Source organism: Streptococcus pseudoporcinus LQ 940-04 (genome assembly GCF_000188035.1).
GTDB lineage: Bacteria > Bacillota > Bacilli > Lactobacillales > Streptococcaceae > Streptococcus > Streptococcus pseudoporcinus.
This window is the reverse complement of record NZ_AEUY02000005.1, coordinates 1,334,869-1,361,705: the sequence shown is the minus strand read 5'-3', so window position 1 is coordinate 1,361,705 and position 26,837 is coordinate 1,334,869. Positions and strand designations below refer to the sequence as shown.

Annotated in this window: 24 protein-coding genes; 8 read left to right on the top strand and 16 right to left on the bottom strand. The window is 37.3% G+C overall.

Annotated elements, in window-relative coordinates; all coding sequences use genetic code 11:
* Position 1 precedes the first annotated feature (1 nt).
* The gene (locus STRPS_RS08065; protein WP_007892887.1) at positions 2-619 is read left to right on the top strand and encodes a histidine phosphatase family protein; all 618 of its coding nucleotides are present in this window, start codon (positions 2-4) and stop codon (positions 617-619) included.
* A 55-nt stretch (positions 620-674) separates the two neighbouring features.
* Here the strand turns inward: STRPS_RS08065 and STRPS_RS08060 are convergent, their stop codons facing one another.
* Complete coding sequence (locus STRPS_RS08060; protein WP_007892814.1) at positions 675-1,577, bottom strand: HAD family hydrolase; 903 nt, start codon at positions 1,575-1,577, stop codon at positions 675-677.
* A gap of 174 nt (positions 1,578-1,751) precedes the next feature.
* Here STRPS_RS08060 and lysS point away from each other — a divergent pair, with 174 nt between their 5' ends.
* On the top strand, positions 1,752-3,242 hold the full coding sequence (gene lysS, locus STRPS_RS08055; protein WP_007896365.1) for a lysine--tRNA ligase: 1,491 nt from the start codon (positions 1,752-1,754) through the stop codon (positions 3,240-3,242).
* A 79-nt stretch (positions 3,243-3,321) separates the two neighbouring features.
* Complete coding sequence (locus STRPS_RS08050) at positions 3,322-6,375, top strand: BTAD domain-containing putative transcriptional regulator (protein WP_007892877.1); 3,054 nt, start codon at positions 3,322-3,324, stop codon at positions 6,373-6,375.
* 26 nt (positions 6,376-6,401) lie between these two features.
* Here the strand turns inward: STRPS_RS08050 and hutG are convergent, their stop codons facing one another.
* From hutG to STRPS_RS08010, 8 genes are all read right to left on the bottom strand, one after another.
* Positions 6,402-7,406, bottom strand: coding sequence for a formimidoylglutamase (gene hutG, locus STRPS_RS08045; protein ID WP_007892928.1), 1,005 nt, complete (start codon positions 7,404-7,406; stop codon positions 6,402-6,404).
* Between the two features lie 207 nt (positions 7,407-7,613).
* Positions 7,614-9,155, bottom strand: a complete 1,542-nt coding sequence (gene hutH / locus STRPS_RS08040; RefSeq protein ID WP_007892826.1) for a histidine ammonia-lyase — start codon at positions 9,153-9,155, stop codon at positions 7,614-7,616.
* A 377-nt stretch (positions 9,156-9,532) separates the two neighbouring features.
* Positions 9,533-10,852, bottom strand: a complete 1,320-nt coding sequence (locus tag STRPS_RS08035; protein ID WP_007892838.1) for an APC family permease — start codon at positions 10,850-10,852, stop codon at positions 9,533-9,535.
* Between the two features lie 14 nt (positions 10,853-10,866).
* A complete protein-coding gene (locus STRPS_RS08030; protein ID WP_007892880.1) occupies positions 10,867-11,490 on the bottom strand; it encodes a HutD family protein in 624 nt (207 codons plus the stop codon).
* Between the two features lie 11 nt (positions 11,491-11,501).
* Positions 11,502-13,175 carry a formate--tetrahydrofolate ligase gene (locus STRPS_RS08025; protein ID WP_007892897.1) on the bottom strand — a complete coding sequence of 558 codons (1,674 nt, stop codon included), beginning with the start codon at positions 13,173-13,175 and terminating at the stop codon, positions 11,502-11,504.
* Between the two features lie 13 nt (positions 13,176-13,188).
* Positions 13,189-13,815: a cyclodeaminase/cyclohydrolase family protein gene (locus STRPS_RS08020; RefSeq protein ID WP_007892920.1), complete on the bottom strand. Its 627-nt coding sequence runs from the start codon at positions 13,813-13,815 to the stop codon at positions 13,189-13,191.
* Positions 13,816-13,829: 14 nt separating this feature from the next.
* A complete protein-coding gene (ftcD, locus tag STRPS_RS08015) occupies positions 13,830-14,729 on the bottom strand; it encodes a glutamate formimidoyltransferase (protein WP_007892882.1) in 900 nt (299 codons plus the stop codon).
* Between the two features lie 121 nt (positions 14,730-14,850).
* Positions 14,851-16,884 carry a urocanate hydratase gene (locus STRPS_RS08010; protein ID WP_007892932.1) on the bottom strand — a complete coding sequence of 678 codons (2,034 nt, stop codon included), beginning with the start codon at positions 16,882-16,884 and terminating at the stop codon, positions 14,851-14,853.
* 195 nt (positions 16,885-17,079) lie between these two features.
* Between STRPS_RS08010 and hutI the strand changes: the two genes are divergently transcribed.
* Positions 17,080-18,345: an imidazolonepropionase gene (gene hutI, locus STRPS_RS08005; RefSeq protein ID WP_007892914.1), complete on the top strand. Its 1,266-nt coding sequence runs from the start codon at positions 17,080-17,082 to the stop codon at positions 18,343-18,345.
* Positions 18,346-18,457: 112 nt separating this feature from the next.
* Here hutI and STRPS_RS08000 read toward each other — a convergent pair whose 3' ends face one another.
* The gene (locus tag STRPS_RS08000; protein ID WP_007892842.1) at positions 18,458-19,489 is read right to left on the bottom strand and encodes an ammonium transporter family protein; all 1,032 of its coding nucleotides are present in this window, start codon (positions 19,487-19,489) and stop codon (positions 18,458-18,460) included.
* Between the two features lie 98 nt (positions 19,490-19,587).
* Between STRPS_RS08000 and STRPS_RS07995 the strand changes: the two genes are divergently transcribed.
* On the top strand, positions 19,588-20,715 hold the full coding sequence (locus STRPS_RS07995) for an NAD(P)/FAD-dependent oxidoreductase (RefSeq protein WP_007892840.1): 1,128 nt from the start codon (positions 19,588-19,590) through the stop codon (positions 20,713-20,715).
* 61 nt (positions 20,716-20,776) lie between these two features.
* Positions 20,777-20,911: a hypothetical protein gene (locus STRPS_RS10890; RefSeq protein ID WP_007892832.1), complete on the top strand. Its 135-nt coding sequence runs from the start codon at positions 20,777-20,779 to the stop codon at positions 20,909-20,911.
* Between the two features lie 490 nt (positions 20,912-21,401).
* Here the strand turns inward: STRPS_RS10890 and STRPS_RS07985 are convergent, their stop codons facing one another.
* Complete coding sequence (locus STRPS_RS07985) at positions 21,402-21,617, bottom strand: YdbC family protein (protein ID WP_007892833.1); 216 nt, start codon at positions 21,615-21,617, stop codon at positions 21,402-21,404.
* Between the two features lie 115 nt (positions 21,618-21,732).
* Between STRPS_RS07985 and STRPS_RS07980 the strand changes: the two genes are divergently transcribed.
* A complete protein-coding gene (locus STRPS_RS07980; protein ID WP_007892810.1) occupies positions 21,733-22,044 on the top strand; it encodes a hypothetical protein in 312 nt (103 codons plus the stop codon).
* A 60-nt stretch (positions 22,045-22,104) separates the two neighbouring features.
* Here the strand turns inward: STRPS_RS07980 and STRPS_RS07975 are convergent, their stop codons facing one another.
* Both STRPS_RS07975 and STRPS_RS07970 read right to left on the bottom strand, forming a co-directional pair.
* On the bottom strand, positions 22,105-23,391 hold the full coding sequence (locus STRPS_RS07975) for a peptidase U32 family protein (RefSeq protein ID WP_172605002.1): 1,287 nt from the start codon (positions 23,389-23,391) through the stop codon (positions 22,105-22,107).
* Between the two features lie 107 nt (positions 23,392-23,498).
* Complete coding sequence (locus STRPS_RS07970; RefSeq protein ID WP_007892937.1) at positions 23,499-24,425, bottom strand: peptidase U32 family protein; 927 nt, start codon at positions 24,423-24,425, stop codon at positions 23,499-23,501.
* Positions 24,426-24,579: 154 nt separating this feature from the next.
* Between STRPS_RS07970 and STRPS_RS07965 the strand changes: the two genes are divergently transcribed.
* Positions 24,580-24,864, top strand: a complete 285-nt coding sequence (locus tag STRPS_RS07965; RefSeq protein WP_007892934.1) for a DUF3270 domain-containing protein — start codon at positions 24,580-24,582, stop codon at positions 24,862-24,864.
* A gap of 214 nt (positions 24,865-25,078) precedes the next feature.
* Here STRPS_RS07965 and STRPS_RS07960 read toward each other — a convergent pair whose 3' ends face one another.
* Genes STRPS_RS07960 through lgt form a run of 3 tightly spaced genes read right to left on the bottom strand, consistent with a single transcriptional unit; the run spans position 25,079 to position 26,836 of the window.
* The gene (locus tag STRPS_RS07960; protein ID WP_007892941.1) at positions 25,079-25,636 is read right to left on the bottom strand and encodes a YtxH domain-containing protein; all 558 of its coding nucleotides are present in this window, start codon (positions 25,634-25,636) and stop codon (positions 25,079-25,081) included.
* Positions 25,633-26,037 (bottom strand): DUF948 domain-containing protein, encoded by a 405-nt coding sequence (locus STRPS_RS07955; RefSeq protein ID WP_007892823.1) that lies wholly within the window; start codon positions 26,035-26,037, stop codon positions 25,633-25,635. The genes STRPS_RS07960 and STRPS_RS07955 overlap by 4 nt, the downstream gene beginning before the upstream one ends.
* Positions 26,038-26,056: 19 nt before the next feature.
* A complete protein-coding gene (gene lgt, locus STRPS_RS07950) occupies positions 26,057-26,836 on the bottom strand; it encodes a prolipoprotein diacylglyceryl transferase (RefSeq protein WP_007892802.1) in 780 nt (259 codons plus the stop codon).
* Position 26,837: the final 1 nt, after the last annotated feature.

The following is a 26,837-nucleotide window of genomic DNA, read 5'->3' as shown; positions in this document are numbered from 1 at the left end:
TATGAAATTTTATTTTGTTAGACATGGCAAAACTGAGTGGAACTTGGAAGGCCGCTTCCAAGGTGGATCTGGCGATTCACCTCTCTTAGAAGAATCTTATCAAGAAATCAAAGCATTAGGGCATTACCTTCAAGCTGTGCCTTTTGACGCTATTTACTCTAGTGATTTAAGAAGGACCCAAAAAACAGCTCAATTGCTGGCTGAAGCGGCTAATCTTAATTTAACCATTCATTACAATGAAGCCCTTAGAGAATGGCATTTGGGAAAATTAGAAGGGGCCAAAATAGCTACTATGAGTGCTATCTACCCCAGTCAGATGGCAGCTTTTAGACACAACTTAGCAAAATTTAATAATCGTCAATTTGAGGCTGAATCTATTCATCAGACCACAAATCGTGTTAAAGAATTCATTACGGATTTTAAAGATAAAGGTTACCAAAACGTCTTGATTGTTGGCCATGGCGCTAATTTAACAGCTTCTATCAGGTCTCTGCTTGGCTATGAACCTGCACTTTTAAGGGCTTTGGGAGGTCTGGATAATCTAAGCTTAACAGTCCTAGAAACAGATGATTTTGAAACTTTTAATTGCTTAACCTGGAATGATAAGTCCTACTTATAAGTTACTAAATGAGGAATAATAAAAGGAGTTGCTATGAGAGCAGCTCCTTTTGATCTTATTTAGAATATTTCATTCGTAATACTTTTTCTTGATTTTTAGTCAATCTCAGAAGTGTAACCACTCTATCAATACTGATATTACTTTCTAAAAGCCGTTCTGCAGCCATCATCAAACCATTATTTAAGCCCATTTCAAGAATAGGATTTTTCTTATCATTCATATCAAAGATAACTTTGTTATCTGGTAAATCAAAGAGAACTTTGACAGCACCAAAAAGTTGTTCAAAATTGTCAATTGCTACATCGTAAACCGGCTTAATGCCAGGCTTCAAACGTCTTCCTCGATGATTAAACCACATGGAGTGCCATCCGCCATTAAAAGCCCCCATGACATCATTATCATAAGAATCACCAACATACAGTGTCGTTTGAGGATTCATGCCAAATTGCTCTGCCGCGAGATTAAAAATTTCTTTTTCTGGCTTTTGAAAACCTGTTGCTTGGCTAACAATAACACATTTTGGGTCAACATAGTCATAAAGTCCCAACTTTTTAACTTTTTTCAATTGATGTTCTGTAGGTCCATTGGTGATAATCCCCATGGGCACACCTTTAGACTTGAGAAAATCCAAAGTCATCCGCATTTCATCCAGCATCGTAATGTTTTCAAGTTCATGTTCATAAACTTCTTGAAAATAAGCTCCTTCTGCTTGCTCAATCTCTGAATAACCAAATTCTAGCAGGGTTTCACGACAACGCCAGAATCTAAAATATGCAGTTGTCCATTCACCTGCCATAACACGCGGAAAACCAATATCAGAGTAATGGCGAAAACGGATGTATGCTTGATTTATGGCAGACATATCAAAGTCTGGAAAACATTTTTCCATAGCTTTTCTATAGGGTGCTTGTTGGTCATAGATTGTATCATCAACGTCAAAAACAATAGCTGTAATCATAGATCTCTTTTCTTTCTGGGTGATATCTGTCACATTATACTATTTTCTACAAGGGTTTTCAATGATAGAATCAAATTCCATCAACCTTTCTAATACACGATTTATAGGGAAATTGGGCTGTATTATCAAGTCTTTTTATGTTACAATATAGTGGAAAACTTATTGGAGGAACTCATGTCAAATCAACATACTGAAGAATTAAATGACCAGGAGATTGTCCGTCGTGAAAAAATGATGGCACTGGCTGAAAAAGGCATTGATCCGTTTGGAAAACGTTTCGAACGTACTGCTAATTCTGGTCAATTAAAAGCAAAATATGCAGAAAAAACAAAAGAAGACTTACATGACCTTAACGAGAAAGCGGTTATTGCTGGGCGTTTAATGACTAAACGTGGTAAAGGTAAAGTCGGCTTTGCACATATCCAAGATCGGGAAGGACAGATTCAAATCTATGTTCGTAAAGATGCTGTCGGTGATGAAAATTATGATATCTTCAAAAAGGCCGATTTAGGTGATTTTCTTGGTGTTGAAGGTGAGATTATGCGTACTGATATGGGAGAACTATCCATTAAAGCAACGCATCTCACCCATTTATCAAAATCACTGCGTCCTCTTCCCGAGAAATTCCACGGCTTAACTGATATTGAAACTATTTACCGTAAGCGTCATTTGGATTTAATTTCAAATCGTGAGAGTTTTAACCGCTTTGTTACTCGTTCAAGAATCATCTCTGAAATCCGTCGTTACTTAGATAGCAAAGACTTCTTAGAAGTTGAAACGCCTGTTCTACATAATGAAGCTGGCGGAGCTGCGGCGCGACCATTTATCACACATCATAATGCTCAAAATATTGATATGGTGCTTCGTATTGCCACAGAGTTGCACTTAAAGCGTCTCATTGTCGGCGGTATGGAACGTGTTTATGAAATTGGCCGTATCTTCCGTAATGAAGGTATGGACGCTACCCACAACCCCGAATTTACTTCAATTGAAGTTTATGAAGCTTATGCTGATTTCCAAGATATCATGAACCTTACTGAAGGAATTATCCAACACGCTGCAAAAGCAGTTACTGGTGAGGGGCCTATTGATTATCAAGGGCAATTGATTCACATTAATGAACCTTTTAAACGACTTCATATGGTTGATGCTATTAAAGAGGTTACTGGTATTGATTTCTGGAAAGAAATGTCCTTTGAAGAAGCTCGCGCCTTAGCCCAAGAGAAACATGTGCCTCTTGAAGCACACTTCACCACCGTTGGCCATATTATCAATGCCTTCTTCGAAGAATTTGTTGAAGAAACATTGATTCAACCAACATTTGTTTATGGTCACCCTGTTGAAGTTTCACCATTAGCTAAAAAGAATGCGGAGGATGCACGTTTTACTGACCGCTTTGAATTATTTATCATGACCAAGGAATATGCTAACGCCTTTACCGAATTAAACGATCCTATTGACCAATTATCACGTTTTGAAGCGCAGGCAAAAGCTAAAGAATTGGGCGACGATGAAGCAACTGGCATTGACTACGATTATGTTGAGGCCTTAGAATATGGAATGCCTCCAACAGGTGGACTTGGGATCGGTATTGATAGGCTGTGTATGCTTCTTACTAATACCACTTCAATCCGCGATGTCCTCCTTTTCCCAACTATGAAATAAGCAGTATTTATCAAGTGTAAGCTTGATAAATACTTTTTTTTGGTTTATAGTGGAACTATGAACATGGAGGCGCTTTCAAATGAAAACTTTACGCTTTACCTTATTGGGAAATCCTTCTATCCACCTAGACAACCATGAAATCTTCTTTGCATTTGCTAAAATTAATGCCTTACTCTATTATCTGGTCATCAATGAAACTGCTAATCGTGACGAAATAGCAGGTATTTTATGGGAAGATAAGGATAATAAGACAGCCAAAAAAAATCTTCGTAATACTATTTATCAAGTCAATAAAATGTTAGGCGATAATTATATTATTAGTCCCAACAGGACACTTTTAATCTTTAATCCTGATTTGAAGGTAACAAGTGATGTCAGTGATTTTTTACAAAATCCATTAAACAATTTAGAACTTTATAAAGGTGATTTTTTACAGAATTTCTACTTGAAAGCCAATGAAACTTTTGATTTGTGGCTAACAAAAATGAGGACTAATTTAGAGCAAATTTACATTAAATCGTGCTATCAGCAGATTGACGCATTAATGACACAAGATAAGATAGAAGAAATTGAAGAGAGACTTCAAGGACTCATTACCATTGATGAATTTGAAGAGAAAAATTATCAATTATTGATGAAAGTCTATCAGAAGCATCATCGCTATGGAAAAGTTATCGAAACCTATTATAAATTAGCTAACCTTCTTGATAGTGAGCTTGGCATTACGCCAAATGATGCAACCCAAGCTATTTACGAAGAGGTCATTGCTAAAGATCGCAATCAACAGAAAATCAAAAATTTTCTTAAAACGACTAACGATTTTATTGGACGACTTGACGTGATTAAAGAGTTAGAAACTTTTTTTAACTTAGTTTATAAAGAAAAAAAGTCGCACACTCTGATTTTAATAGGGGGAACTGGCATTGGCAAGCGGACGGTAACACGACAAGTGCTATCAAACCAAATCACTCATTATCAAATTGTTACTTCTGAATGCTTCCAAGGTGAAGCTAGACAGTCCTTACAGATCTTAAAAGATATCTTTGAGAGTTTGAAGGACCTTATCTTACAATATCAGTTAATGTCACTTAGTCAGTGGAAAAGGGCCTATGAAACCTTTTTTCCAAATTATTTTCTCAAAGAGCCACATTTAAGTACTCCTGTTTTTCCAGCGGACCTTTTTACAAGCTTTATGGTTGACATATTAAAGAAAATATCTCGTCAAAAAGCGACTGTTCTTCTTATTGAAGACATCCATTGGATTACGCCCGATGCTCTTACACTATTACAAACACTTGTAAATCATCTTGAAGATGACCCTATTGCCTTTATTTTTACCAAAAATCTCAACTCAAATCCCCACCTGGACCAATTTTTTAATCACTTAATCAATCGGAAAAAACTTGATCTTATCAAAATTAAGGAACTTTCTGAAAAAGAAAGTTTAACCTATCTAGAACAAAAATTAGCAGACCTAAATCCTCCTTATAAGGACTACCAGCGTATCTATCAATGGAGTGAAGGAAACCCTTTCTTTTTATCTGAATATGTTAACCAATATCTAAAAGGTCAAAAGTTTTCTATTTTAACACCTGCTATAGAAGCAAAACTTTCCTTAAAATTAAAACAAGTCAACAGCCATGAAGAAGAATTACTCTGTTACCTTTCTTGTTTCCGACAGGCTGCTAGTCTTTTAACACTCTCAGAAGTTATGAATCTCCCCTTAGCATTGACTATTTCCCTTATTGAAACGCTTTGTGACAAGCAAGTGATTAAAGAAATCATTACCGGCGATGAAGTTAGCCTAATTTTTAGACAAAAGCTAATGGCTCATTACTGTTATCAGCAAATGTCAGTGGCTAAAAGACGACTCTTGCACGCTCAAATTGCAAAACAACTTGAAAACACGATGAAAAAAACACGATTTAGTGCTGAACAGTACCAAGAAATCGCCTTCCATTTTCAGGAAGCTAAAGAACCATTGCAAGCTTTACAGCATCAATTGAATCAGTTAGAGGCCATTCTCCAATTTCAGCATGAACTCTTCCCAATCTATTCACAAAACCCACTGGAAGCGGACTGTATTGATGGAAAGCGACACCTTCTTATTCAAACACAGTTTAATACAATTCAGCAAGCCATCCAAGAATTAAGTCCCAAATTTGAGCCGGTTAAATCATTTCAGGAATCACTGATACGATTCTTGTATATAGAGGGGTGTTATCTTATTCGTATTGGGCAATACCAAAAAGGAATTGCTAATATACAAAAAGTGATTTCAGCTGCTACAGAATGGCATCACATAGACTATCTCTTAGAAAGTTATCGGCAAATTATCCACTACTGTATTCAAGTAGAGAATATTTCAGAAATGAAATACTATACCGAACTTGCTTTAGATGCTGCTGTCAACGCTAATAATTATGAAGCAATAGCTATCCAATTGCGACTCAGCGGGCTATACTTTTTAATGATAGGCAAGATTCAAAAGGCAAGCCAGTACTTTGACCAATCAATTAGTTTCTTTAGTTTAACAAGTGCCTTACAGTCCAAATATGCTATTCAAATAGCTGCAGCTTATGACTATTTGGCTGAAATTGAGCAAATCAAAGGAAACCTCGTAAAAGCTATTGCATTTCAAAATAAAGCTATTCAACTCAGTCAGAACAAACGAAGTCGAACATCAATCATTTCATTTTATATAGGTTTAGGGATTTCCTACTATCAATTGGGAGAAATTGATAAATCTGAATCTATTTTAACAGATGCTAAAAAAGACTTACAATCACTCAGATTCCCATGGAAGGAAGTTCAATTGGAAGTTTACTTAGCCCTTATCAATTGTGAAAAAGGCAACTATAAACCACTGATTGATCTCATTAATAAAAAAGAAGAATTAATGGCACGCTACTCTAATCCTAGAGATAAGGGAATGATTTATTATGTCATGGCCTTGACTAAAGTAAAAATCAACTCAGGCACACTGAACTGTCAAGAACTCACTAATCTCCTAAAGGGAGAAGTCACCTATTACTTAGAACTTTCTAAACATCATTTAAATCCTTGCCGTGATCGCCAGAATATTAAAGAGTTAGAAAGTTTAGAAAAAACGATAAGTCACAAAAACATCTAGACTCTGAAATTCTAGATGTTTTTTAGTTACTTCAAGGCCATCAAGGCATTTTGCGCTAAAATTTGTGTAATATAGAAGATAAAGGTTGCTGCTAAATGTGCCGTATGATTATCAATATCATGTGGTGGGGAGACTTCAACAATGTCAAAACCAATCACTTTACCACTTGCTGCAATATGCTGTAAGAGAATTAAGGCCAACTTAGGATCCATTCCTAATGATTGAATGGCACTAACCCCTGGAGCATGTGCTGAGGAGAAACAATCCATATCAATTGTCAGATATAAGTATTCTTGGTCTGCTAAAAAGGAATCAATCTGGAGACAAACCTCTTCATAGCCCATTTGATAAATATCTTGACCTGTTAGAAATGATATTCCTTTTGACTTAGCCACAAAATCAAATAGAAAAAGATTATTACTATGCTCTTGTATTCCTAATACCAAATAGGGAAAGATCTGGTTAAGAGTTAAGGCATAGTCAAACATTTGTCGAAAGCCCGTACCTGAGTTAGGCCCAGTCTGATCGTAGGGTCTCAAATCAAAATGTGCATCAATATTAATGACAGCAAGTTGCTCTTTGGGGGCAATTGACGATTGCAGGCCAAGATAGTGACCATAGGCCGTTCCGTGACCACCGCCTAAAACAATGGGGAATATATTGAGTGCTTTCATACGCTTAATAGCTTTTGCTAAACTTTCCTGCATTTGTTCTAATGAACGATTGGGAGCATCAATATCCCCAACATCATAGAGTTGAACATTCTGTCCAAAATGCCAAGGTAATTTAGCCAGTTGTTGCCTAATAGCGTTTGGTCCTTCAACTGCTCCTACACGGCCATGATTAATATAAACCCCTTTATCACTTTTAAAACCAATGATGCCAAAATGCACTCCCTCAAAAGGCTTCAATGAACAATCATTTAAATCTAAAAATTGAATTAACATTCCCCACTTAGCATTATAAAGATTATCATCATCTATACTTCTATGATAATAGCTATGAATCAATGGAAAATAATCAGTTAGCATAACTACTCCTCTCTTGTGCTTATTTTAATGAAATAGAAGCTAAACGTCCTTCTTTTCATTTACTCTTATCTATTAAGTCTATTAAGCCTGCTTTAAGCAAATAGTTATCCAAATCTAAAAAAGTAAGAGTTTAAAAAACTAAACGTGATTAAACTCTTAACTTTATTGACAGGGATAGTGTTCTAACCTATCATAGTCCCTATCCTCTTAGTATTGAATTGATAGTTCCACTTCTGCTTCAATGGCTTCTAAGAATTTTTTATCTTCAATAATTGCGCTTGCTTTATTTAATTCATCGTAAATTTCAATCTCTTTATCGTGTTCAATAAAGTTGACTTCTTTACGGAAAAGATCATAAGCAAGCTGAGTGCCTTTGCCAAGCTCATGATTTTCAGCTTTGAGATCAAGGGCTTGACAAGCTGCCATGATTTCAGTAGCCACGATACGACGTGAATTTTTAAGGATTTCGCCAGCTTTACGAGCCGCAGTTGTTCCCATGCTGACAAAGTCTTCTTGATTTTCACAAGATGGGATAGAATCCACACTAGCTGGGTGCGCTAAGACCTTGTTCTCAGAAGCAAGGGAGGCACAGGCATACTGAGTAATCATAAAGCCTGAGTTGAGACCAGGATGTTTCACAAGGAAGGACGGTAATTTACTAAGTTGGTTGTTAACCAAACGTTCCACACGCCGTTCAGAAACATTTCCTATTTCAGAAATAGCAATACCTAAGAAATCAAATGGTTGTGCCATTGGTTCTCCGTGGAAGTTCCCTCCTGAAATAACGTGGCCATCTTTACAAATAATTGGATTGTCGGTAACAGAATTAATTTCAATATCTACCTTTGATTTGACATAGGCAATACTGTCTTTGCTGGCACCATGAATTTGTGGAATACAGCGTAGTGTGTAAGGGTCTTGCACACGTGATTGGGTGGCCACCGTTGTATTTTGACTACCTTCTAGGAGATTTCGGATATTGCGAGCTGTTGCCAACTGGCCGCTTTGTGGGCGGATGGTGTGTAAGTTTTCTTCAAATGGACTAGTGATGCCCCTATGCACTTCAAGAGAAAGAGCACCAGCTAGGTCTGACAACTTCAATAATTGAATGGCATCATAGGTTGCAAGGGCACCAATACCAGTCAGAACGGTTGTCCCGTTGATAAGGGCCAATCCTTCTTTGGCAGCTAAAGAAATCTTATCGATACCAGCTTTATCAAGGGCTGCTTGACCAGAAAGGAGTTCCCCTTTATAGTAAGCTTTACCCAGACCAAGCATTGGCAGTACCATATGGGCAAGTGGTGCCAAATCTCCTGAAGCACCTAGAGAACCTTTTTCAGGGATATAAGGGTGAACCCCTTTGTTTAGCAACTCCACTAATTTTTCAATGGTCGATAAGCGAATACCCGAATACCCTTTGACGAGTGAATTGATACGGATAAGCATGATAGCTCGAACGGCGTCTTCTGGTAGCGGGTCCCCAAACCCACTAGCATGGGTCCGAATCAAATTTTCTTGGAGTTGGATTGTATCTTCTGGTGAGATGCTAACATTACAGAGAGACCCAAAACCAGTTGTGATGCCATAAACCACTCGTTTTTCACTGACAATGTCATCAACAATTTTACGAGAGGCATTTACGGCTTCAACAGCACTATCATCAATGCGACAGGCTACTCTTTGGCGAGCAATCGCAACCACGTCTTCTAGGGTAAGGCTTTCGCCATCTAAATTAATCACTCTTGTCATCGTTTTTTCTCCTATTAATACAATAAAATGGCTATTAAAATGAATGATTCATCAGTTAAAAATATTTGTGAATTTAAGGAAGGCATTCTATTAGAGCTGCAGATTCCTTTAGGAGCTTCGTTGGCAGCAATTGCACAACTTACCAGATTATAACTGCTTTTATAATCCTCTTTTATCAAGTGAGATCTAAGATCCCGCAAATATTCTGTATATGGGCTGTTACAATAAGTAGCTGCGCTTGCTTTTCTAGAACTTACTATAGTTATATCAAATACAGCAATAACTAATATAATGGTTTTGTAATGGTGTTTATTCCATCATTAGTTTTCCTTATTCAAACTTCCCTATAATCTTTCTTTTATTGCCAAGTTTTACTATCAAGCAAATTTTTTATTTAGTACTTTCATAATAAAATAAACAGTAGTAGAAATGATCACCCCAATAAGACCATATACAAAATACATTGGGTTCTCTCCCCATATCATTAATAGACTGATGATAACGGCAATTATTGGAATAAGAGGACCAAAAGGAACTCGAAAAGCTACTTGGGTATTTGGTTCAAGTTTCCGCATTTTAATTACTGCTAAAGCTGTTGGAATGTATTGGAAAAATCTAAAAATAACACTTAATTCCGCTAATTTTTCAAATGATCCAGTGAGCAGGAGTACAATGGCAATTGCACTTGAAATCAAGATGGCAACGAGTGGCGCGCCATTTTTATTTTGTTTAGCAATAACAGCTGGTAAGAGCCCTTCATCAGCAATCGCAGCACCATAACGTGGCACCATGATGGATTCTCCCATGTTAAGACCTGTAATAGAAATCAAGGCACCGATTGAGACCATCCAAGCACCAGCAGGACCAATCATTTTAACAAAGGCATCTTGAACAGGTGCGTTGGTCATCATGATTTGAGAACCAAGCATGGCAATGGTTCCACCAATAATAAGCATGTATAAAACAGAGACCACACTGATTGATCCTAGGATTGCCCGAGGTACATTTTTTTCAGGGTCGCGCATTTCCCCAGCAACAATTGAGAGGGTTTCAAAACCAATAAACCCATAGAAGATATAAACAGCAGTATTGGAGATGGCCCCTAAGAGATTAGTACCTGGTTCCAATTGAACAAAGGGGGTAAAGTTAGGAAGTCCATTTTTGATGAAGAAAAGAGCACAGGCAGAGAAAGCAACGATTGGAATTAATTTAGCAATGGTTGCTGTGATGGTGAAAATTTTAGACGTTTTCAAGCCAGCGATATTCATCAAGGATAATAAGATAATCAACCCAACACTAAGGGGAATGTGCCAACCTTCAAAGGCAGGAAAAGTAATAATAAACATTCTAGAAAAGCCAGCTGCCATAGCAGCCCAAGCAAAAATAGTAACAGCCCAGCCTAGAAAACCAACGTTAAAACCAATAAAGTCACCAAAAGCTCGCTTGGAATATTGGAAAGCTCCGCCATTTTTCCCAAAATAGCCAGCGACTTCCGCAAAACAAACCGCCAGCATGATGGTCAAAATGGCTGTCCCAAACATAACGGCGATTGATGCAGGACCAAGGCCCTTATAAATAGCCCTAGGCAAGAGGAAAATACCAGAGCCGATAACAGCATTAATACCATACAAGGTTGCACCGCTTAAACTAAATTTAGCCTCTTCTCTTTCTTCTTTCGTCATTTTATTTGAATCCATAATAATGCTCCTCCTTAAGAGCCTTTAATCATGTAACCCGAATCCTTTTTACAAGATAAACCTGCCCAAATGGCTATAACTTTTGGACACGGTTTTAAAGGTAATAATTCTAGCTTGCTAGGAGTTGATAGAGAGCTATTTTGAATAACTAGCAGGTGATTAGCCTTCAGCAAATAGGCTCCTTGCCCATCAACGGTACAAGTCATATCACATAAAGTATAAACCATTTGAATAGACATACTACTACAAATAGACCTATTTGTTTTATGAACAGCCTCCATCTGTCCCAAATAGTTATCATTATAAATTAAATTAACATCTGTGCATTGTCCAATACTCTTGATCCGGTCGCTTCCTTCAAAAGAAAATGTTTCAAATGGATCAAGCTCCTTTAATTCATGAGTAGCTAAATTAAGGAGAGTCATTGACCTATCAACCGTCATAATAAGCCTGTGGTAGCCCCTTAAGTCAGAAAAGATGCTTTCTGATAGCGACACAGTTGCCGAGGACAAGCGAAAATCAAAATTTCTTTCTAGATATAGGCTAGTTTTGGGGGAAATATATAATTCTTTTGTTTTTCCCCCAGACCAATGAGAGGTAGAATAAGATTCCGGTTTTATAATACTGATAGCTGTCATATTCTCTATTTTTAAAATAAACCAGTGATATTACCGTGATGATCAATATCAATCTTCTCACTAGCCGGTTCTTTTGGTAGACCAGGCATGGTCATCACAGCTCCGGTTAAGGCTACAATAAAACCTGCACCTGCTGACACTTTAAGGTTTGAAATTGTGATTGTAAAATCTTTAGGTGCACCAAGCTGTTTAGCATTATCCGAGAAGGAATACTGCGTTTTAGCCATACAAATAGGATAAGACCCAAAGCCTAGACGTTCTAATTCTGCCAGTTCACGTTTGGCTGCTGGGCTCAAGGTAATGCCTTTACCACCGTAAACCTTAGTAACAATTTTAGTTAGTTTGGTTTCGATACTATCGTCTGCATCGTAAACAAAACGGAACTGATTGTCTTGATCTGCCAATGCCACTACTTTTTCAGCCAGTTCTTTACCGCCAGCACCGCCATTTGCCCAAACATCAGAAATCACAACCTCAACGCCTCGTTTGTTGCAGGCATCATAGACAGCTTGTAATTCTGCATCAGTATCAAGTGGAAACTTATTAATAGCAACAAGAACAGGTAGCCCATAAACTTCTTGGATATTTTCTAAATGCTTGTCTAAGTTTGGTAACCCTTTAAGAACCGCTTCAACATTTTCAGTCCCTAAGTCTGCTTTTTGAACACCACCCTGCATCTTCAATGCCCTAATTGTTGCTACAAGTACAACAGCTGAAGGTCGGATACCTGATAGACGGCATTTAATATCAATAAATTTTTCGGCACCAAGATCAGCACCAAAGCCCGCTTCAGTTACCGTGTAATCAGCATACTTCATAGCTAGCTTAGTGGCAAGGACACTATTGCAGCCATGGGCAATGTTGGCAAAAGGTCCACCATGTATTAGGGCTGGCGTATGCTCTAAGGTCTGTACAATATTGGGATGAATGGCCTCTTTTAGTAAGGCAGCCATAGCCCCAGCTGCTTTTAAATGCCCTGCTGTAACCGGTTCTCCCTTATAGTTATAACCGATAATAATTTTTTCAAGCCGCGCCTTCAAATCTGAGATAGATTCAGATAAGCAAAGAATAGCCATAATTTCAGAGGCAACAGTAATATCATAACCATCTTCACGAGGAACACCATTAACCCTTCCTTGTAAGCCATCAACAATATGTCGTAACTGTCGATCATTCATATCAACAACACGCTTCCAGGTAATACGACGAGAGTCAATCTCTAAACTATTCCCATGGTGAATATGATTGTCAATTAAAGCTGCTAACAAATTATTTGCAGCACCAATAGCATGGAAGTCTCCCGTGAAATGTAAATTAATGTCTTCCATTGGTACAACTTGGGCGTGACCACCTCCAGCTGCGCCACCTTTAATCCCAAACACTGGGCCTAATGAGGGTTCACGCAAAGCAATAACTGCTTTTTTGCCAATCTGAGAAAGAGCATCAACAAGACCAACGGAAGTTGTTGTCTTGCCTTCACCAGCTGGCGTTGGTGAAATAGCTGTTACCAAAATCAGTTTCCCATCTTTCTTATCCTTTAAAGTTTGCAATTGATGCGCATTAACTTTTGCCTTGTACTTACCATAAAGGGTAATATCATTTTCATCAATCCCTAAACTTTTAGCAACGTCAACAATGGGTTTCATTTCAACTGAACTAGTAATGTCTATATCTGAAAGAACCATAGTATCTCCTTTACTATAATGATTTCAACACATCTGAATAAATAGCATCTGCCAATTGACAACCTCTTTCCAAAAGTTCTTGACCATTATGACGGTATTCTCTAACAAATACCTCATCTTTAATCCCTGCTATATTAATCAAAACGTTTAACCAAGCTCCTTGTAAAGCAGCTTTTAAAGCTAATGCTGCAACACCCAAATCACTAGCAGCATTCCTATTAGAATTTCCGACTGCTTTTTTAGTGATTTCAAGCGCTTCAAAAATTTCTTGCATCATTGCAAAGGGAGATTTTGTGGCCTCTTTTAAAGCCTTTTGCATAGCATCACGTCTCTTAAGTTTGTCATCATCTGTTTCTTTAGGTAAAGCAAAAACAGCAGAAACGAGGTTAAAGGCTTCAGTATCTTTATCAACAGCATCTAACAAGCTTTTTTGTAGGCGGCTTGCTTCTTGATGAAGTTCTTTCATAAGATCTTGATGCTTCTCATATTTTTTCTTGCCAATGGTTAACTTACATACCATCTTTGTCAGAGAAATTCCATTAACTGCTGATAAAGCCGCGGCAGAACCTCCTCCAGGGGCAGGTTTATCCGACCCTAAGACTTGAGCAAACTCAGTCAATGTTAAATCAACTAATTTCATTGTTCATATCCTTTCTAACCCAATAAATGATTTTCTAAAACTTGTTTGCTATAATCAAAATCTTCTACTTGGAGATAGTACTCTGCAACGTCGATGAGTGCTTTAGCAGGAGCAAGGCCTATAATCTCTGAACCAATAATATTGACCCCATATCGTCTTGCTTCAAATTTAATCGTCTCAAATGTCCTATAGAGTGAACATTTCTCAAAGTTGACCATATTCATAGAAACTTGAGCAATATGGCGCTCTTCTAACATAACTCCAATAGCTTTACAGTATTTATAGCCTCCTCCAGAACCACGGATAATTTTAGCAATTTTGCTCGCAATCTCAAGGTTATCTGTGTCTAAGTTAACATTAAAAGCAACAAGAGGCATCCGCGCTCCTACGGCTGTTACTCCTGCAGTCGGATGGATCTTTCTATCTCCAAAATCAGGAGCCCAATTCTCTTCTAAAAGTTTCTCTGGCATGCCTTCAAATTGCCCTTTACGAACCTTTGCTAAATTTGTTCTTTCTGGACAGGTAGCTGATGCCTCATACAAAAAGATAGGGATTTGTAACTCCTTATTAATTCTTTCAGCAACTTTTTTTGAAATGTCTACACATTCTTCTGTGCTAATATCCTTAATAGGAACAAAGGGTAAAACATCGGTTGCTCCCATTCGCGGATGTTCCCCGTGATGTTTTGTCATATCAATATGTTCACTAGCATATTTTACAAGACGAAAGGCAACTTCTTGAATGACAACTTCATCGCCAACTAATGTAAAAACACTGCGATTATGACTAGCATCAGAAGAATAGTCTAATAAGGTAACGCCAGGGACGCTCTTTGCTGTTGCAACAAGGCCATCAATAGTGGCTTGATTTTGACCTTCTGAAAAATTAGGGATACATTCAACAATTTTTGACATTTTCTTCTCCTTTAGATTTATAATTGACAACACAAGATATGTTTCCGCTTACATTTTAATATAACAAGGAAAAGCGAGGAATAAACTGAACCGTTACTGTCGTTAACTCCCCGCAAAGACATCAGCCTTTAAACAATTGAGATACTGACTCTTTGACTAATTCGTCATCCGCTAAGTAAGGAATAGTAATGTGGTCTGTTCCTTCATTTAGTTTGTTATATTCAATAGATGTTTCGATGGCATGTTCATTTCGTGCCCAACTACGTCTTGCGACACCACCCATGGTATCCCAAGCAATAGCTGATTTAATAATAGCATCAATTCTTTCACTACCATCAAGCACTAATCCAAAACCACCATTAATAGCTTTGCCAATACCAGTTCCACCTCCATTATGCAGTGCTACCAAACTCATCCCTCTAGCAGCATTTCCAGCATAGCATTGAACTGCCATATCGGCACAAATATTGGAACCATCTTTAATGTTTGATGTTTCACGAAAAGGTGAATCTGTTCCTGACACATCGTGGTGATCGCGACCAATCATGACAGGGCCAATTTTTCCATCGCGAATTAGCTGATTAAACTTGAGAGCAATATTGACACGACCCATACAGTCTTGATATAAAATCCGAGCTTGAGTTCCCACAACCAATTGATTTTTTTCAGCGTCTCTAATCCAGTTATAGTTATCACGGTCTTGATAGCGTCTCTCAGGATTGATAACCTCCATTGCAGCATGGTCAGTTGCTACTAAGTCTTCATGCTTACCACTTAGGCAACACCAGCGGAATGGTCCATAGCCATAGTCAAATAGCATGGGGCCCATAATATCTTCAACATATGATGGCCAAATAAAACCGTCCTTATCATCAATGCCGTTTTTAGAAATTTCAGAGATGCCTGAATCATAAACAGATTTCATAAAGGCATTTCCGTAATCAAAGAAATAGGTTCCTTTTGAAGTTAAAGCTTTAATGGCATTGAAATGACGCTTGAGCGTTTTATCAACTAAGTGATGAAACTTATCTTTATCATTGGCTAATAGTCTCGTACGTTCATCAAATGTCATACCAACTGGACAATAACCACCATCATATACATTATGACAGGAAGTTTGATCTGAGAGAAGATCAACTCGAATATTATTTTCATTGACATATTCTAATAGGTCAACAATATTACCATGATATGCAATTGATGTTGACATTTTAGCTTTTTGGGCTTGTTGAGCTAAAGCGACTGCTTCTTCAGTTGTTTCGGCGACTTGGCTGATCCATCCTTGAGAATGACGTGTTTCAATGCGCGAAGCATCAACTTCTGCAATGATAGCAACAGCCTTGGCAATTTCAGCGGCTTTTCCTTGTGCACCACTCATACCACCTAGTCCTGAAGAGATAAACAATTTGCCTTCCAAATTGCCATCATCAGCAATGCCAAGTTTTAAACGACCAGCATTTAATAAAGTGTTGAAGGTACCATGAACAATGCCTTGCGGACCAATATACATCCAGCCGCCCGCTGTCATTTGACCATAGTTGGTCACACCCATCTCTTCAGCAATCTCCCAGTCCTTCATATTATCATATTCCCCAACCAATAAACCATTGGTAATGATGACACGTGGCGCTTCTGGCTTTGACTTGAAAAGTCCTAGTGGGTGACCGGATTCAACGACTAAGGTTTGTTCTTCTGTCATTATTTCTAGGTACTTCTTAATCATGTTATACTGCATCCAGTTAGCACAAACTGATCCTGTCTCACCATAGGTTACCAATTCATAGGGATATAAGGCAATTTCAAAACTTAAGTTATTGTCAATCATGACCTGCATCGCCTTAGCAGCAGTACAATTTCCTTTGTAATCATCAATAGGTTTACCATAAATTCTTTCTTTTGGACGCCAACGATAACCATAAATACGTCCCCTGGTTTTTAATTCCTCTAAAAACTCTGGAATAATCTCTTTGTGAAATTTTGGTGGAACATAGCGTAAGGCGTTTTTTAGTGCAATTTCGGTTTGTTTTTGGCTCAATCGAAATCCTCGATTTGGTGCCCGTCTGATTCCTTCTTGAAAAACCGTTTTCTCAGGTAAAACATCGTCCAATTTTACCGTCATAGCTGCGGCAATGTCAGCTTCACTATAAAAAGTCATCGTAAACCTCCTTATATCTTTTGACTATTGTTTATTTTCACACTTAGTTTAAAGAAGAGACGTCGATTTTTAGTCTAGTTTTTTTAAAATCGCCTATATTTTTTTTAGAAAGAATAAAAACCTATTTTTTGACCAAAATTTGACGTTTTTGAACTATGATTTAGATGAATCTATTAATGAAAAGGAGAAATGATTATGATTGCTGACGCCATATTAACCCATTTTAACCAAGTATTCTGTCCAATTGATCTTGGTCACCCCCTTTCGGGACAAGAGATGAAAAAAGCAAGCATTATTGAAGACGCCTATATTGCTATTAAAGATGGCAAAATTTTAGCAATCGGAAAAGGGCAACCTGAGCAACATTTAATAGGAAAAAATACCTCAATCCAATCCTATGAAGGAAAGATTGCTACACCAGGTCTCATTGATTGTCATACTCATCTTGTCTATGGAGGTAGTCGGGAACACGAATTTGCCCAAAAATTAAATGGTGTTCCTTATCTTGATATCCTAGCTCAAGGAGGAGGGATCCTTAGTACAGTCACTTCGACACGTAAGGCTTCATTTGAAGAACTTTATAATAAATCAAAAAGGCTTTTAGATTATATGTTACTCCATGGCGTGACCTCCCTTGAAGCTAAGAGTGGCTACGGATTAGAATGGGAAACTGAAAAACGGCAATTAGAAGTTGTTAAGGCTCTGAATAAGCAGCACCAAATTGATTTAGTGTCAACTTTTATGGCTGCACATGCAATCCCAAAGGAATATAAAAATCGTTCCAACGACTATCTCAAGCTGATTGTAGAAACAATGCTTCCCATTGTCAAAGCAGATAACCTTGCAGAATTCTGTGATATCTTTTGTGAAAAAGGAGTTTTTACAGCTGAGGAGTCCGCTTACCTTCTCTCTAAAGCCAAAGCATTAGGTTTCCAATTACGTATTCATGCTGACGAAATCGCAGCTATTGGAGGTGTTGATGTCGCTGCTGACCTAAATGCGACTAGTGCAGAACATCTCATGATGATTACTGATGCGGGCATTGAAAAGTTAGCAAAAGCAAATGTTATTGGTAATTTACTCCCAGCTACCACGTTTAGTTTAATGGAGGACACTTATGCCCCAGCTCGTAAAATGATTGACAAAGGAATGGCAATTACCCTATCTACTGATAGCAATCCTGGATCTTGCCCTACAGCTAATATGCAGTTTATCATGCAGCTTGGATGTTTTATGATGCGACTAACCCCCATTGAAGTATTGAATGCTGTTACAATTAACGCTGCCTATGCCATTAGAAGACATGAGAAGGTTGGTTCATTTGAAAAGGGTAAGACAGCTGACATTGCCATATTTGATGCACCAAATATAGATTATCTGTGCTACTTTTTTGCAACTAACCTTATCTATCAGGTCTACAAAAATGGTCGTTGTGTTGTCCAGCATGGTCATATTCTATAAACTACACACCAGCCCTGATCCTACTCAGCATGTATTGGTATAGTTGGACATAATGAAAAAGCCAGAGCTTACAATAATAACTCTGGCTTTTTTAATGATTCAAGTCATATCACTATAACTTATTACTAGAATGACATAACTTTACAATAAGGTAAGTTCCTACTACCGACAGTAAAATAGTAATAATTAGTGACAACAATTGAGCAAGTAGGACGCTAGGATCAAAACAAATAACCCCTAAACTTCCTAAAAATCCTCCTATTCCATTCATTGCAAAAGAGTCTACCACATCATCAACATCAAGATATTTTGCAATAAAAAAAGAGAGGGCATAGGTTCCAAAAGAGGCAAAAAAACAAATGAAAACCATCTGTAAAGGCGAAACAAACCCTACACCTGCGGTACTCGTCACCAAACCTACCACTGTACCGTTTAATAAAACTGGTAAGGTATGTTTTCGCTCCAAGACATATTCTGCAATACTGAAGGAAATGCCACCAGAAATAATAGCTAGAAAGCTGTTGAGTAGAGCTATAGCTGCTAGTTGATTAAAATCTCCTGCAGGACCTGCGTTGAATCCAAACCAACCAAAAGTAACCAGTAAAACACCTAGAAATTGCCATTTTACTTGGATTTCTTGAGGGTGTTGATGTGGTGTCTTACCAACTTGCTTTGCAAGAATCAGACTCGAAAGACCAGCTGATAGATGAACAACCATCCCTCCTGAAAAGTCTCTAACCCCTATACTAGCTAAAAAACCATGAGGATTCCAGATTAAAAAAGCTAAGGGACAGTAAACCAAAAGCATCCATAAAATAGTAACCTTCAGTAATAAGGAAGTCGGCATCCGATCAATAACTGAACCAATTAACATAACAATAGCATACAAACAAAAGCAAAGCTGAAATAAGAGCTCCAAAATACTATTAAGATTTACGGGATGAGAAAAAAATGGAGACCATAATGTCCCCTTAAACGTTAGGCCGAATGCAAATAAAATCCACACAAGTGATGAAACTAAGATAATAAGTTGAAACCGATACATAATCGGAGAACTCAATTCTGGTTTCAAACTTGACACATATAACAGTGCTACACCAAAAATCATCAACCACATCACTAATATGCAAACGAATAAAAACATGTCATCACTTCCTTTACAAAGAAAATAGAATTTGTTACACTATTTTAGTTAACTGGTTAAGTATAATACTTCAGCCCTAAGCTTGTCAAGGAGGAAAAATGAAAAACTATCGTATCATAATTATTGGAGCTGGTGCTGCCGGAATTGGTTTTGGAGCCTGCCTTAAAAATGTCGGCATTGATGATTTTCTGATTTTAGAAAAAGGTGTCATTGGAGACAGTTTTTTAAAATGGCCAACAACAACACATTTTATTACACCCTCTTTTACCACTAATGGTTTTGGCTTCCCTGATTTAAATGCCGTTGTCCCTGACACATCACCAGCATTTTCATTTGAAAAAGAACACCTTTCTGGAAAAGAGTATGCTCATTACCTACAACTAGTTGCAGCTCACTATCACTTGCCTATCAAACTTCAAAGCCATGTTCAAAACATTGAAAAATCACAGGGAGTTTTTATTGTTGAAACTCAAAAAGAAAAATTGACGGCTAACTATTTAATCATTGCTACTGGGGAGTTTCAAAATCCTAATAAAAGTGCTATCAAAGGGGCAGAGCTAGGGATGCATTATGGGGAGATTGAGAATTTCCATGTGACTTCTGAAGAACCTTTTATCATAATTGGAGGTAATGAAAGTGCCTGTGATGCCTTAACACACCTAGCATATCGAGGTAACCAAGTTCATCTCTTTACCGATAGCTTGGGGCAAAAGGAAGACAATCCTGATCCTAGTATTTCATTGTCTCCAATTACTAAGGAGAGATTAAAGCATGTTCAGTCAAATCCCCAATATAAGATTAAGATAGAAGAAAAGAAGAAGGCTGTCGCAATTAAGCAAGTCGACGGTTATTACCATATTAGCTTTTCAGACGGTTCTTATGCCAAAAGTAAACATAAACCTATATTAGCAACTGGTTTTCTCAATGCTTGTCATCACATTAAGGGCCAACAACTTTTTAACTATGATGAGCACCAACTCCCCAAGGTAACAGAAAAAGATGAATCAACAATACTAACAAACTGTTTTTTGATAGGACCAAGTTTACGCCAAAGAGACACGATTTTTTGTTACATTTACAAATTTCGTCAACGCTTTTTACCGCTGATCTGTGAGATAGCTAAACGAGAAAAAATCGATTTAGATAATGATGCGCTTTCCTTATATAAAGAAAATCAAATGTTTTTAACTGATTTGGACTGTTGCGAGGTTAACTGTGATTGTTAAGGACACCTTAAAACAATTGTGTTACAATAAGGTGGTATTGTAATTGTCATAAGGAGAAAACATGAAGAAAGCCTACATTTCATATCTATCTGCAGCAATCTTTATCCTTTATGGGTACTTCTATCATAAATGGGCGTTTTTAGGAGTTGGTATGGTCATTTTCCTTATTGGATTGGCAGACCATTTTAAAAAATAAGGCCATTTAGCCTTATGTAGAATATAGATAAAGTAAATCTTTAGTAACTACCCACTACCTTTATCCTAGACTAGCGTCACTCTTACTTCACTCCTCTAGCAAAGCTTAGGAGTAAAAGGAGCACAAACCAATAGCTTACAATCTCGAAAAAATGAGTCTGGGACAAAAAGATATTAATTTTTGAGATTCCCTGCCATTAATTTTTCCAATTGATAAATGAAACCCAAAAAGCGAACAAAACTCATTTTCTGATACTCAGAATACTGTCTTGTTCGCTTTTTATATTTGAGCTTAGACTTTTGTCCCAGACTCATTTGAAAGTCTCTAGACCTTATACTTAAGAGTTAAGTATAGAGTTCTAAAGTCATTCACTATTGTCCGAGATCCCTAAGTAACCTATCATAAAGAGAAAATCTTTTTATGACATCGGACTTTGTCTTCAATCTAACATAAGGCTATTAGGCCTTATGTTAGATTAGAAAGGCAGTCACTAGGATTCCTTAAAAGCTTTTACTAATTGGTTAAACTCTTCATTGCTAAGTGTAATCCCTTTACCCATCTTAGTATGATCCGGACTCCAAGAGCGAATATCCCACTTAGGCTCTGCACCATTAAAAGAAACTCGATTTAATTCCTTAGTCCAACCTTTTTCTGTTTCAGATAGGGTTAGTAAATGTTCTTCTATTTTAAATGTAAATTCTGCCATTTTTATGCCTCCTATTTATTATTCGAAAAAAACTGAAATGTATTTTCTTTTAAATTTTCCCTATTTAAGGTAAAATACTATAAAATCATTTTATCAATAAAAAAGGAATTTAGCTATGAAATCATTTTTAACAGTTCTTAAATCTATTCTCATCGATTTTATAGATAATAAACCACAGCATAAACAATCTATTTCGTTACACTCTAACCACCTGATTACCACTATCAACAATGCACTTCAAGAACAAACACCTATTCATATTATTAGCCACAAAAAAAGTATCACTGGGACTTTAATGAAATATGATAAATTGGAAGGTCAAGTTATCCTTAATGATAGCCAGAATAATCTAACTTCCATCCTTCCCTTAAATGAGATTGAAAAAGTAACCCTCTTACCTAAGACTTCAACCAACAATAAACAGTAAAAAGACAAAGTCTTCTTTAAAAACGGTAGTTTTAGTTTTTAAAGAAGACCTTTTATTTTTTTATGCTCTTACAGTTTGGCTCCTACCGTCTTTCTGGTAAAGATTGACTAGGCCTTCCTTACACGCTCTTATCATATCACCAGCTTTAACAGGCTGGGGTAAACTAATCGTTAAAAGTGCCATTGGATTAGGAGCACGATCTATTTTCTGACCTTCTTCATCATGTAAATCTTTAACAATCGTTTCAAAATGGCGGAAACCTGGACCATAAAACTCGATCTTATCCCCCTCATGAATAACATTTCGTTGACGTATGGTCGCTGTCATACTTGTCTCGTCAAATGAAACCACTTCACCAACAAATTTGTATTGTGGGATTTTACGACGCGCTCCAAATAATTGCTCATTTTCAGTTGGTGTTCCATAATAAAAACCAGTTGCTAATTCTCTCTGGGCAACCTTCCACAGTTCATCAACTAGGTCATCTTTGATAGCATAAAATGCTTCAGGACTTTCCATATAGGCATCTACCGCAGCTTTATAGCAGTTTGTTACTGTTGACACGTAATGGATAGATTTCATTCTTCCCTCGATCTTAAGGCTATCAACACCGTTTTCGATCAAATCTGGTATATGGTCAATCATACACATGTCCACAGAGGACATGGAGTACTCCTCAGGAATTTCACCCTTTAAAGAACGCCGCTCAGAACCAAAAGGCATCTCATAGAGGTCATATTTCCAACGACAGGATTGTGAGCACCCGCCGCGATTAGCATCACGGTGACTCATGTGATTGGAAAGGACACAACGTCCAGAATAAGAAATACACATAGCCCCATGAACAAAAGCTTCTATTTCTACTTTGGTTCTTTTACGAATTTCAGCTAATTCAGCCATATTAACTTCACGGGCTAAAACCACTCGTGTTAAGCCCATCTCTTTCCAAAATTCAAAAGTCTCATAGTTGGTTGATGATGCTTGGGTGGATAAATGAATTTCTAATCCTGGAGCTTCTGTTGAACAAATAATGATAAGAGCGGGATCAGAAATAATGACAGCATCCAAGCCCATATCACGAAGCTGTCGGAACCATTCTCCAGCACCTTTTTCATTTCCTTCGTGCGTTACCATATTAGCAGCAACATAGACCTTAGCATTACGAGCATGTGCGTAATCAATACCTTCTTGTAATTCTTCCATGGAGAAATTACCTGCCCGACTGCGTAAGCCATAAGCCTGCCCTCCAACAAAAACGGCATCTGCACCGTAATCAATAGCAACTTTTAATTTTTCAAGTGTCCCAGCAGGCGACAAAACCTCTGGTCTTTTCTTCAATTGTGTCATCATTTATTCTTTCTATTTTCAAGATAGTTAGATAAAATCTAAAAGGAATCAAGCATCATCTCTTCAAGCCCTGAAATAGTAAACTCACTCTTGAAGAAATGAGGCAATCATTTGACCAACTTAGGATCAAAATCGTAAAAACCAGTATCTAGGCCACGCCCTTTTGGATGTAAGGCTTTCACCTTTTGATCCAATAGCTCTGCTTTTTCAAGGCTCCATTGGTTAGTCTCCAGCAAGTTTTTGGCTTCGATAAATAAGCGACAAATAGCGACAAATTCTGAACCAGGACAATAAATACCATCTAATTTCCAGTGGCTTAAGCGGTGCTCGTAAAGCTGGCCAAGCTTGGTCATCATATCGATATCATTGTCCATAAAAATATGCGTCCCGTGTTTATCCTGATAAATGGAATAATGGCTATCCTGATCACTAGGCTCAGCAAGAAATAAGCCACGTTGTCTTGTAACCTCATCATCAATATGTGTGAAATGATAATAGTTTTCTAAAAGTGGACGTTTCGAATGGTGAATGACAGATGCGCCATAAACTAATACTTCGGCAGGATATTCAAGATTATCTGCTAAGGTAAAGAGTTCCTCAGATGGGATTTCACGAGCCAAGACTGTCTCTACGGCACCATGTTCACCCCAAAAATTAACTTGTCGACTTGAAGTCACAAATACTGATGTATCATAAATCAATTTAAAATTGTAGCCATCTCGTTTGTTGACATAGAAAAGTCCAGCATCTCCTACAACAAGGTAATCGACTTGGATTTCCTTCATTAAGTCTAAAAACGGCTTGATATGATCCATCATATCTTGATGCATCAAAGCATTACAAGCGACTGTTAATTCTTTGCCGGCCTCGTGGACTATTTGTGCAATGTGTCGCATTTGAGCTTCTGAAAAATTATAAGGTAAGCGTAGACCATAATTTTCCTCACCAATATAAATCCGATCCACACCAATTTCTAGAAGTTCTTTAACTTGTTCAATACTCTCAGCTGTTGCTGTAATGATTATTTTTTCCATAGGAATTAATTATACCAAATTTAGAGAAAATTGGAGCATATTTCTTGTCTAAAATGAGATATTGTGCTTAATTTTGCAAATTTTTTAAATTTTAGTGACAAAAATCTTTTTTTATGTTAAAATGACTTAGTATCTCAGAGGAAAGGAGAGGACTATGCCATCACCATTAAAAAAGCAAGATGAATTTGATTACCTCAATCAAACAATTGATTCCGAGCCCAAATTTCAAGATTTTCAAGACCTTAGTAGTCAGAAATCAAAGTTAGAAGAACTACTATTTTTTGCTCGTATTGCATTTTTTAGTATGGTTACTGTTTTATTTGCATTTGTCCTACTCGCTATGCACCTAGCTCCTTTATGGGCTTTCTTATTCTCTAGCTTACTAAGCTACGGAACTACCCTAGCAATTTCAAAAATAATACAATCATTTCTACCCTAAAAAGTCCTATTGGACAAAACTGACTAACACATAAGGCAAAGGCCCTAGTTCCGTATAACACTGAACTAAGGCCTTTTTCATAACGTCAGTGTAGTAACCAGGCAAGGCTTTCCCTTAGCTAGAGCAAATGTAAACTTGTCTGAATAATATCATTTGATACAAAAAAGCACTCCAAGCACTGCTGCTGGGGCGCTTTTTTATATCAAATCTTTGTTTATAACTCTGATGATTTGTGGGTTTCTGAATAAGATTCTGATGACATTGGCCCCTCTATATCTACTGTGCCAAGAGTACTTCCTTCTAAATCACTGGTTTTTTTCTTATCCAAATCTTCATCAACGGCGTTAGTTTTTACCGACTCTGTAGCCGATAAATGATTTTCGATGTCAGCATAGTTAATGATAACATCCTCTTCTGATAATGTGACATCTGCTTCCGAAGAGGAATCACTGGCTTGTTCAGCAAAATATTGACTAGCTTTTTGTATGAATTGATTGGTTGTTTCCTTAACAGTTTCCAAAACTTGCTCAGGTGTTAACTCACCATTTTCAAATTTATGTTTATAGGTATTAAAGGTATCCTTAGCTAAACTGCTATATTCAGAACCTTTTTCTTTGACCATTTGATGGTAGTCATCTGGATTTTCTTTATAAGCTTCAAAAGCTTTTTCTGCACGCGCTTTGAGTGCCTTACCTTTTTCACTACTAAGAAAATAAGCTGTGGCAACACCTGTTGCTGTACCAATAACTAAAGATTTCAAAAATTTACTCATGCTTTTTCTCCTTTTTTATTAAATAGTTTACTGGCCACTTTACCAACAATAGCTGCTTTACTCATAGTTGAGGCTTTACTTGTCGCTGAACTTGCCTTGTGACCGAAATTTCTTGCTTGGACATTAAGATCTGAAACACTTTCAGAAAGATCCGCAATAGCAACAAAGAGAGGATCGATAGTTGCTACTTTACCGTTGACATCTTCAACTAATACATTAGCTTTAGCCAAGATTTCATTGGTTTGATAAAGTGTTACATTCACATCACTGGTTAAGACAGTAATTGTTTTTTTCGTTTCATCAATCGTTTCAGAAACTTTTTTCAGAACCAGAATCAAAAAAATAACTAAGGCAACAAATGCTAAAGCAATAATAATAAGTGCAATTCCAACTAAATCCATGTTTTTCTCCTTTTTTTCCTTAAGCTTGATAATAAGGAATTTCCTTTTTTTGACGTCTAATAACGATAAAGACTAAACCAATAATCATTAAAACAATTGACACTAATTGTGATACCCTAAAACCGAGAAACATCAAACTGTCTGTTCTCATCCCTTCAATGACCAATCTCCCAATCCCATACCAAATGAGATAAAAAGCCATAACCTCACCTTCTTTTAAAAAAGCGGGTTTACGTCGCAAGACCATGATTACGGCAAAGCCAAGAAAGTTCCAAAGTGACTCATATAAGAATGTCGGTGTCCGGTAATGACCATCAATAAACATCTGTTTTTGAATAAAACGGGGTAAATAATGTAGGTTATCAACAGCTCTTCCATACGCTTCTTGGTTTATAAAGTTACCCCACCGCCCAATAGCTTGTGCAATCATGACACCAGGTACTGAAATATCTAAAAAGGTAATAGGATTAATCACCTTATAATAAGAATAGACTAATAAGACCAATACCCCTGTGATTAAACCACCATAAATAGCAATTCCACCATTCCAAACTGCTAAGATTTCATTAAGGTGTTGTGAATAATATGACCACTCAAAAATAACATAATAAATTCTTGCACCTATAATAGACAAAGGAAAGGCAATTAAAATAAAATCGATGATATCATCACTGCTTAAGTTTTTTCGTGGGGCCTCTTTAGTTGTCAGGTAAACTGCTAGAAGTAAGCCCGTCATAATACATACAGCATACCAGTGAATAGCAAGCGGACCAATTTGAAACGCTATAGGATCAATCATA

What these genes read in the sequence shown, in the direction of transcription:
- STRPS_RS08035 (WP_007892838.1), bottom strand. Translation starts at nt 10,852, where the DNA reads ATGGATTCAAATAAAATGACGAAAGAAGAAAGAGAAGAGGCTAAATTT.
- hutG (WP_007892928.1), bottom strand. Translation starts at nt 7,406, where the DNA reads ATGCTAACTGATTATTTTCCATTGATTCATAGCTATTATCATAGAAGT.
- STRPS_RS07975 (WP_172605002.1), bottom strand. Translation starts at nt 23,391, where the DNA reads ATGACACAATTGAAGAAAAGACCAGAGGTTTTGTCGCCTGCTGGGACA.
- STRPS_RS07995 (WP_007892840.1), top strand. Translation starts at nt 19,588, where the DNA reads ATGAAAAACTATCGTATCATAATTATTGGAGCTGGTGCTGCCGGAATT.
- STRPS_RS08020 (WP_007892920.1), bottom strand. Translation starts at nt 13,815, where the DNA reads ATGAAATTAGTTGATTTAACATTGACTGAGTTTGCTCAAGTCTTAGGG.
- lgt (WP_007892802.1), bottom strand. Translation starts at nt 26,836, where the DNA reads ATGATTGATCCTATAGCGTTTCAAATTGGTCCGCTTGCTATTCACTGG.
- STRPS_RS08030 (WP_007892880.1), bottom strand. Translation starts at nt 11,490, where the DNA reads ATGACAGCTATCAGTATTATAAAACCGGAATCTTATTCTACCTCTCAT.
- STRPS_RS07955 (WP_007892823.1), bottom strand. Translation starts at nt 26,037, where the DNA reads ATGGATTTAGTTGGAATTGCACTTATTATTATTGCTTTAGCATTTGTT.
- STRPS_RS07980 (WP_007892810.1), top strand. Translation starts at nt 21,733, where the DNA reads ATGAAATCATTTTTAACAGTTCTTAAATCTATTCTCATCGATTTTATA.
- lysS (WP_007896365.1), top strand. Translation starts at nt 1,752, where the DNA reads ATGTCAAATCAACATACTGAAGAATTAAATGACCAGGAGATTGTCCGT.
- hutH (WP_007892826.1), bottom strand. Translation starts at nt 9,155, where the DNA reads ATGACAAGAGTGATTAATTTAGATGGCGAAAGCCTTACCCTAGAAGAC.
- STRPS_RS08010 (WP_007892932.1), bottom strand. Translation starts at nt 16,884, where the DNA reads ATGACTTTTTATAGTGAAGCTGACATTGCCGCAGCTATGACGGTAAAA.
- STRPS_RS08050 (WP_007892877.1), top strand. Translation starts at nt 3,322, where the DNA reads ATGAAAACTTTACGCTTTACCTTATTGGGAAATCCTTCTATCCACCTA.
- STRPS_RS10890 (WP_007892832.1), top strand. Translation starts at nt 20,777, where the DNA reads ATGAAGAAAGCCTACATTTCATATCTATCTGCAGCAATCTTTATCCTT.
- STRPS_RS08065 (WP_007892887.1), top strand. Translation starts at nt 2, where the DNA reads ATGAAATTTTATTTTGTTAGACATGGCAAAACTGAGTGGAACTTGGAA.
- STRPS_RS08060 (WP_007892814.1), bottom strand. Translation starts at nt 1,577, where the DNA reads ATGATTACAGCTATTGTTTTTGACGTTGATGATACAATCTATGACCAA.
- STRPS_RS07985 (WP_007892833.1), bottom strand. Translation starts at nt 21,617, where the DNA reads ATGGCAGAATTTACATTTAAAATAGAAGAACATTTACTAACCCTATCT.
- STRPS_RS08000 (WP_007892842.1), bottom strand. Translation starts at nt 19,489, where the DNA reads ATGTTTTTATTCGTTTGCATATTAGTGATGTGGTTGATGATTTTTGGT.
- STRPS_RS07970 (WP_007892937.1), bottom strand. Translation starts at nt 24,425, where the DNA reads ATGGAAAAAATAATCATTACAGCAACAGCTGAGAGTATTGAACAAGTT.
- STRPS_RS08025 (WP_007892897.1), bottom strand. Translation starts at nt 13,175, where the DNA reads ATGGTTCTTTCAGATATAGACATTACTAGTTCAGTTGAAATGAAACCC.
- hutI (WP_007892914.1), top strand. Translation starts at nt 17,080, where the DNA reads ATGATTGCTGACGCCATATTAACCCATTTTAACCAAGTATTCTGTCCA.
- STRPS_RS07965 (WP_007892934.1), top strand. Translation starts at nt 24,580, where the DNA reads ATGCCATCACCATTAAAAAAGCAAGATGAATTTGATTACCTCAATCAA.
- ftcD (WP_007892882.1), bottom strand. Translation starts at nt 14,729, where the DNA reads ATGTCAAAAATTGTTGAATGTATCCCTAATTTTTCAGAAGGTCAAAAT.
- STRPS_RS07960 (WP_007892941.1), bottom strand. Translation starts at nt 25,636, where the DNA reads ATGAGTAAATTTTTGAAATCTTTAGTTATTGGTACAGCAACAGGTGTT.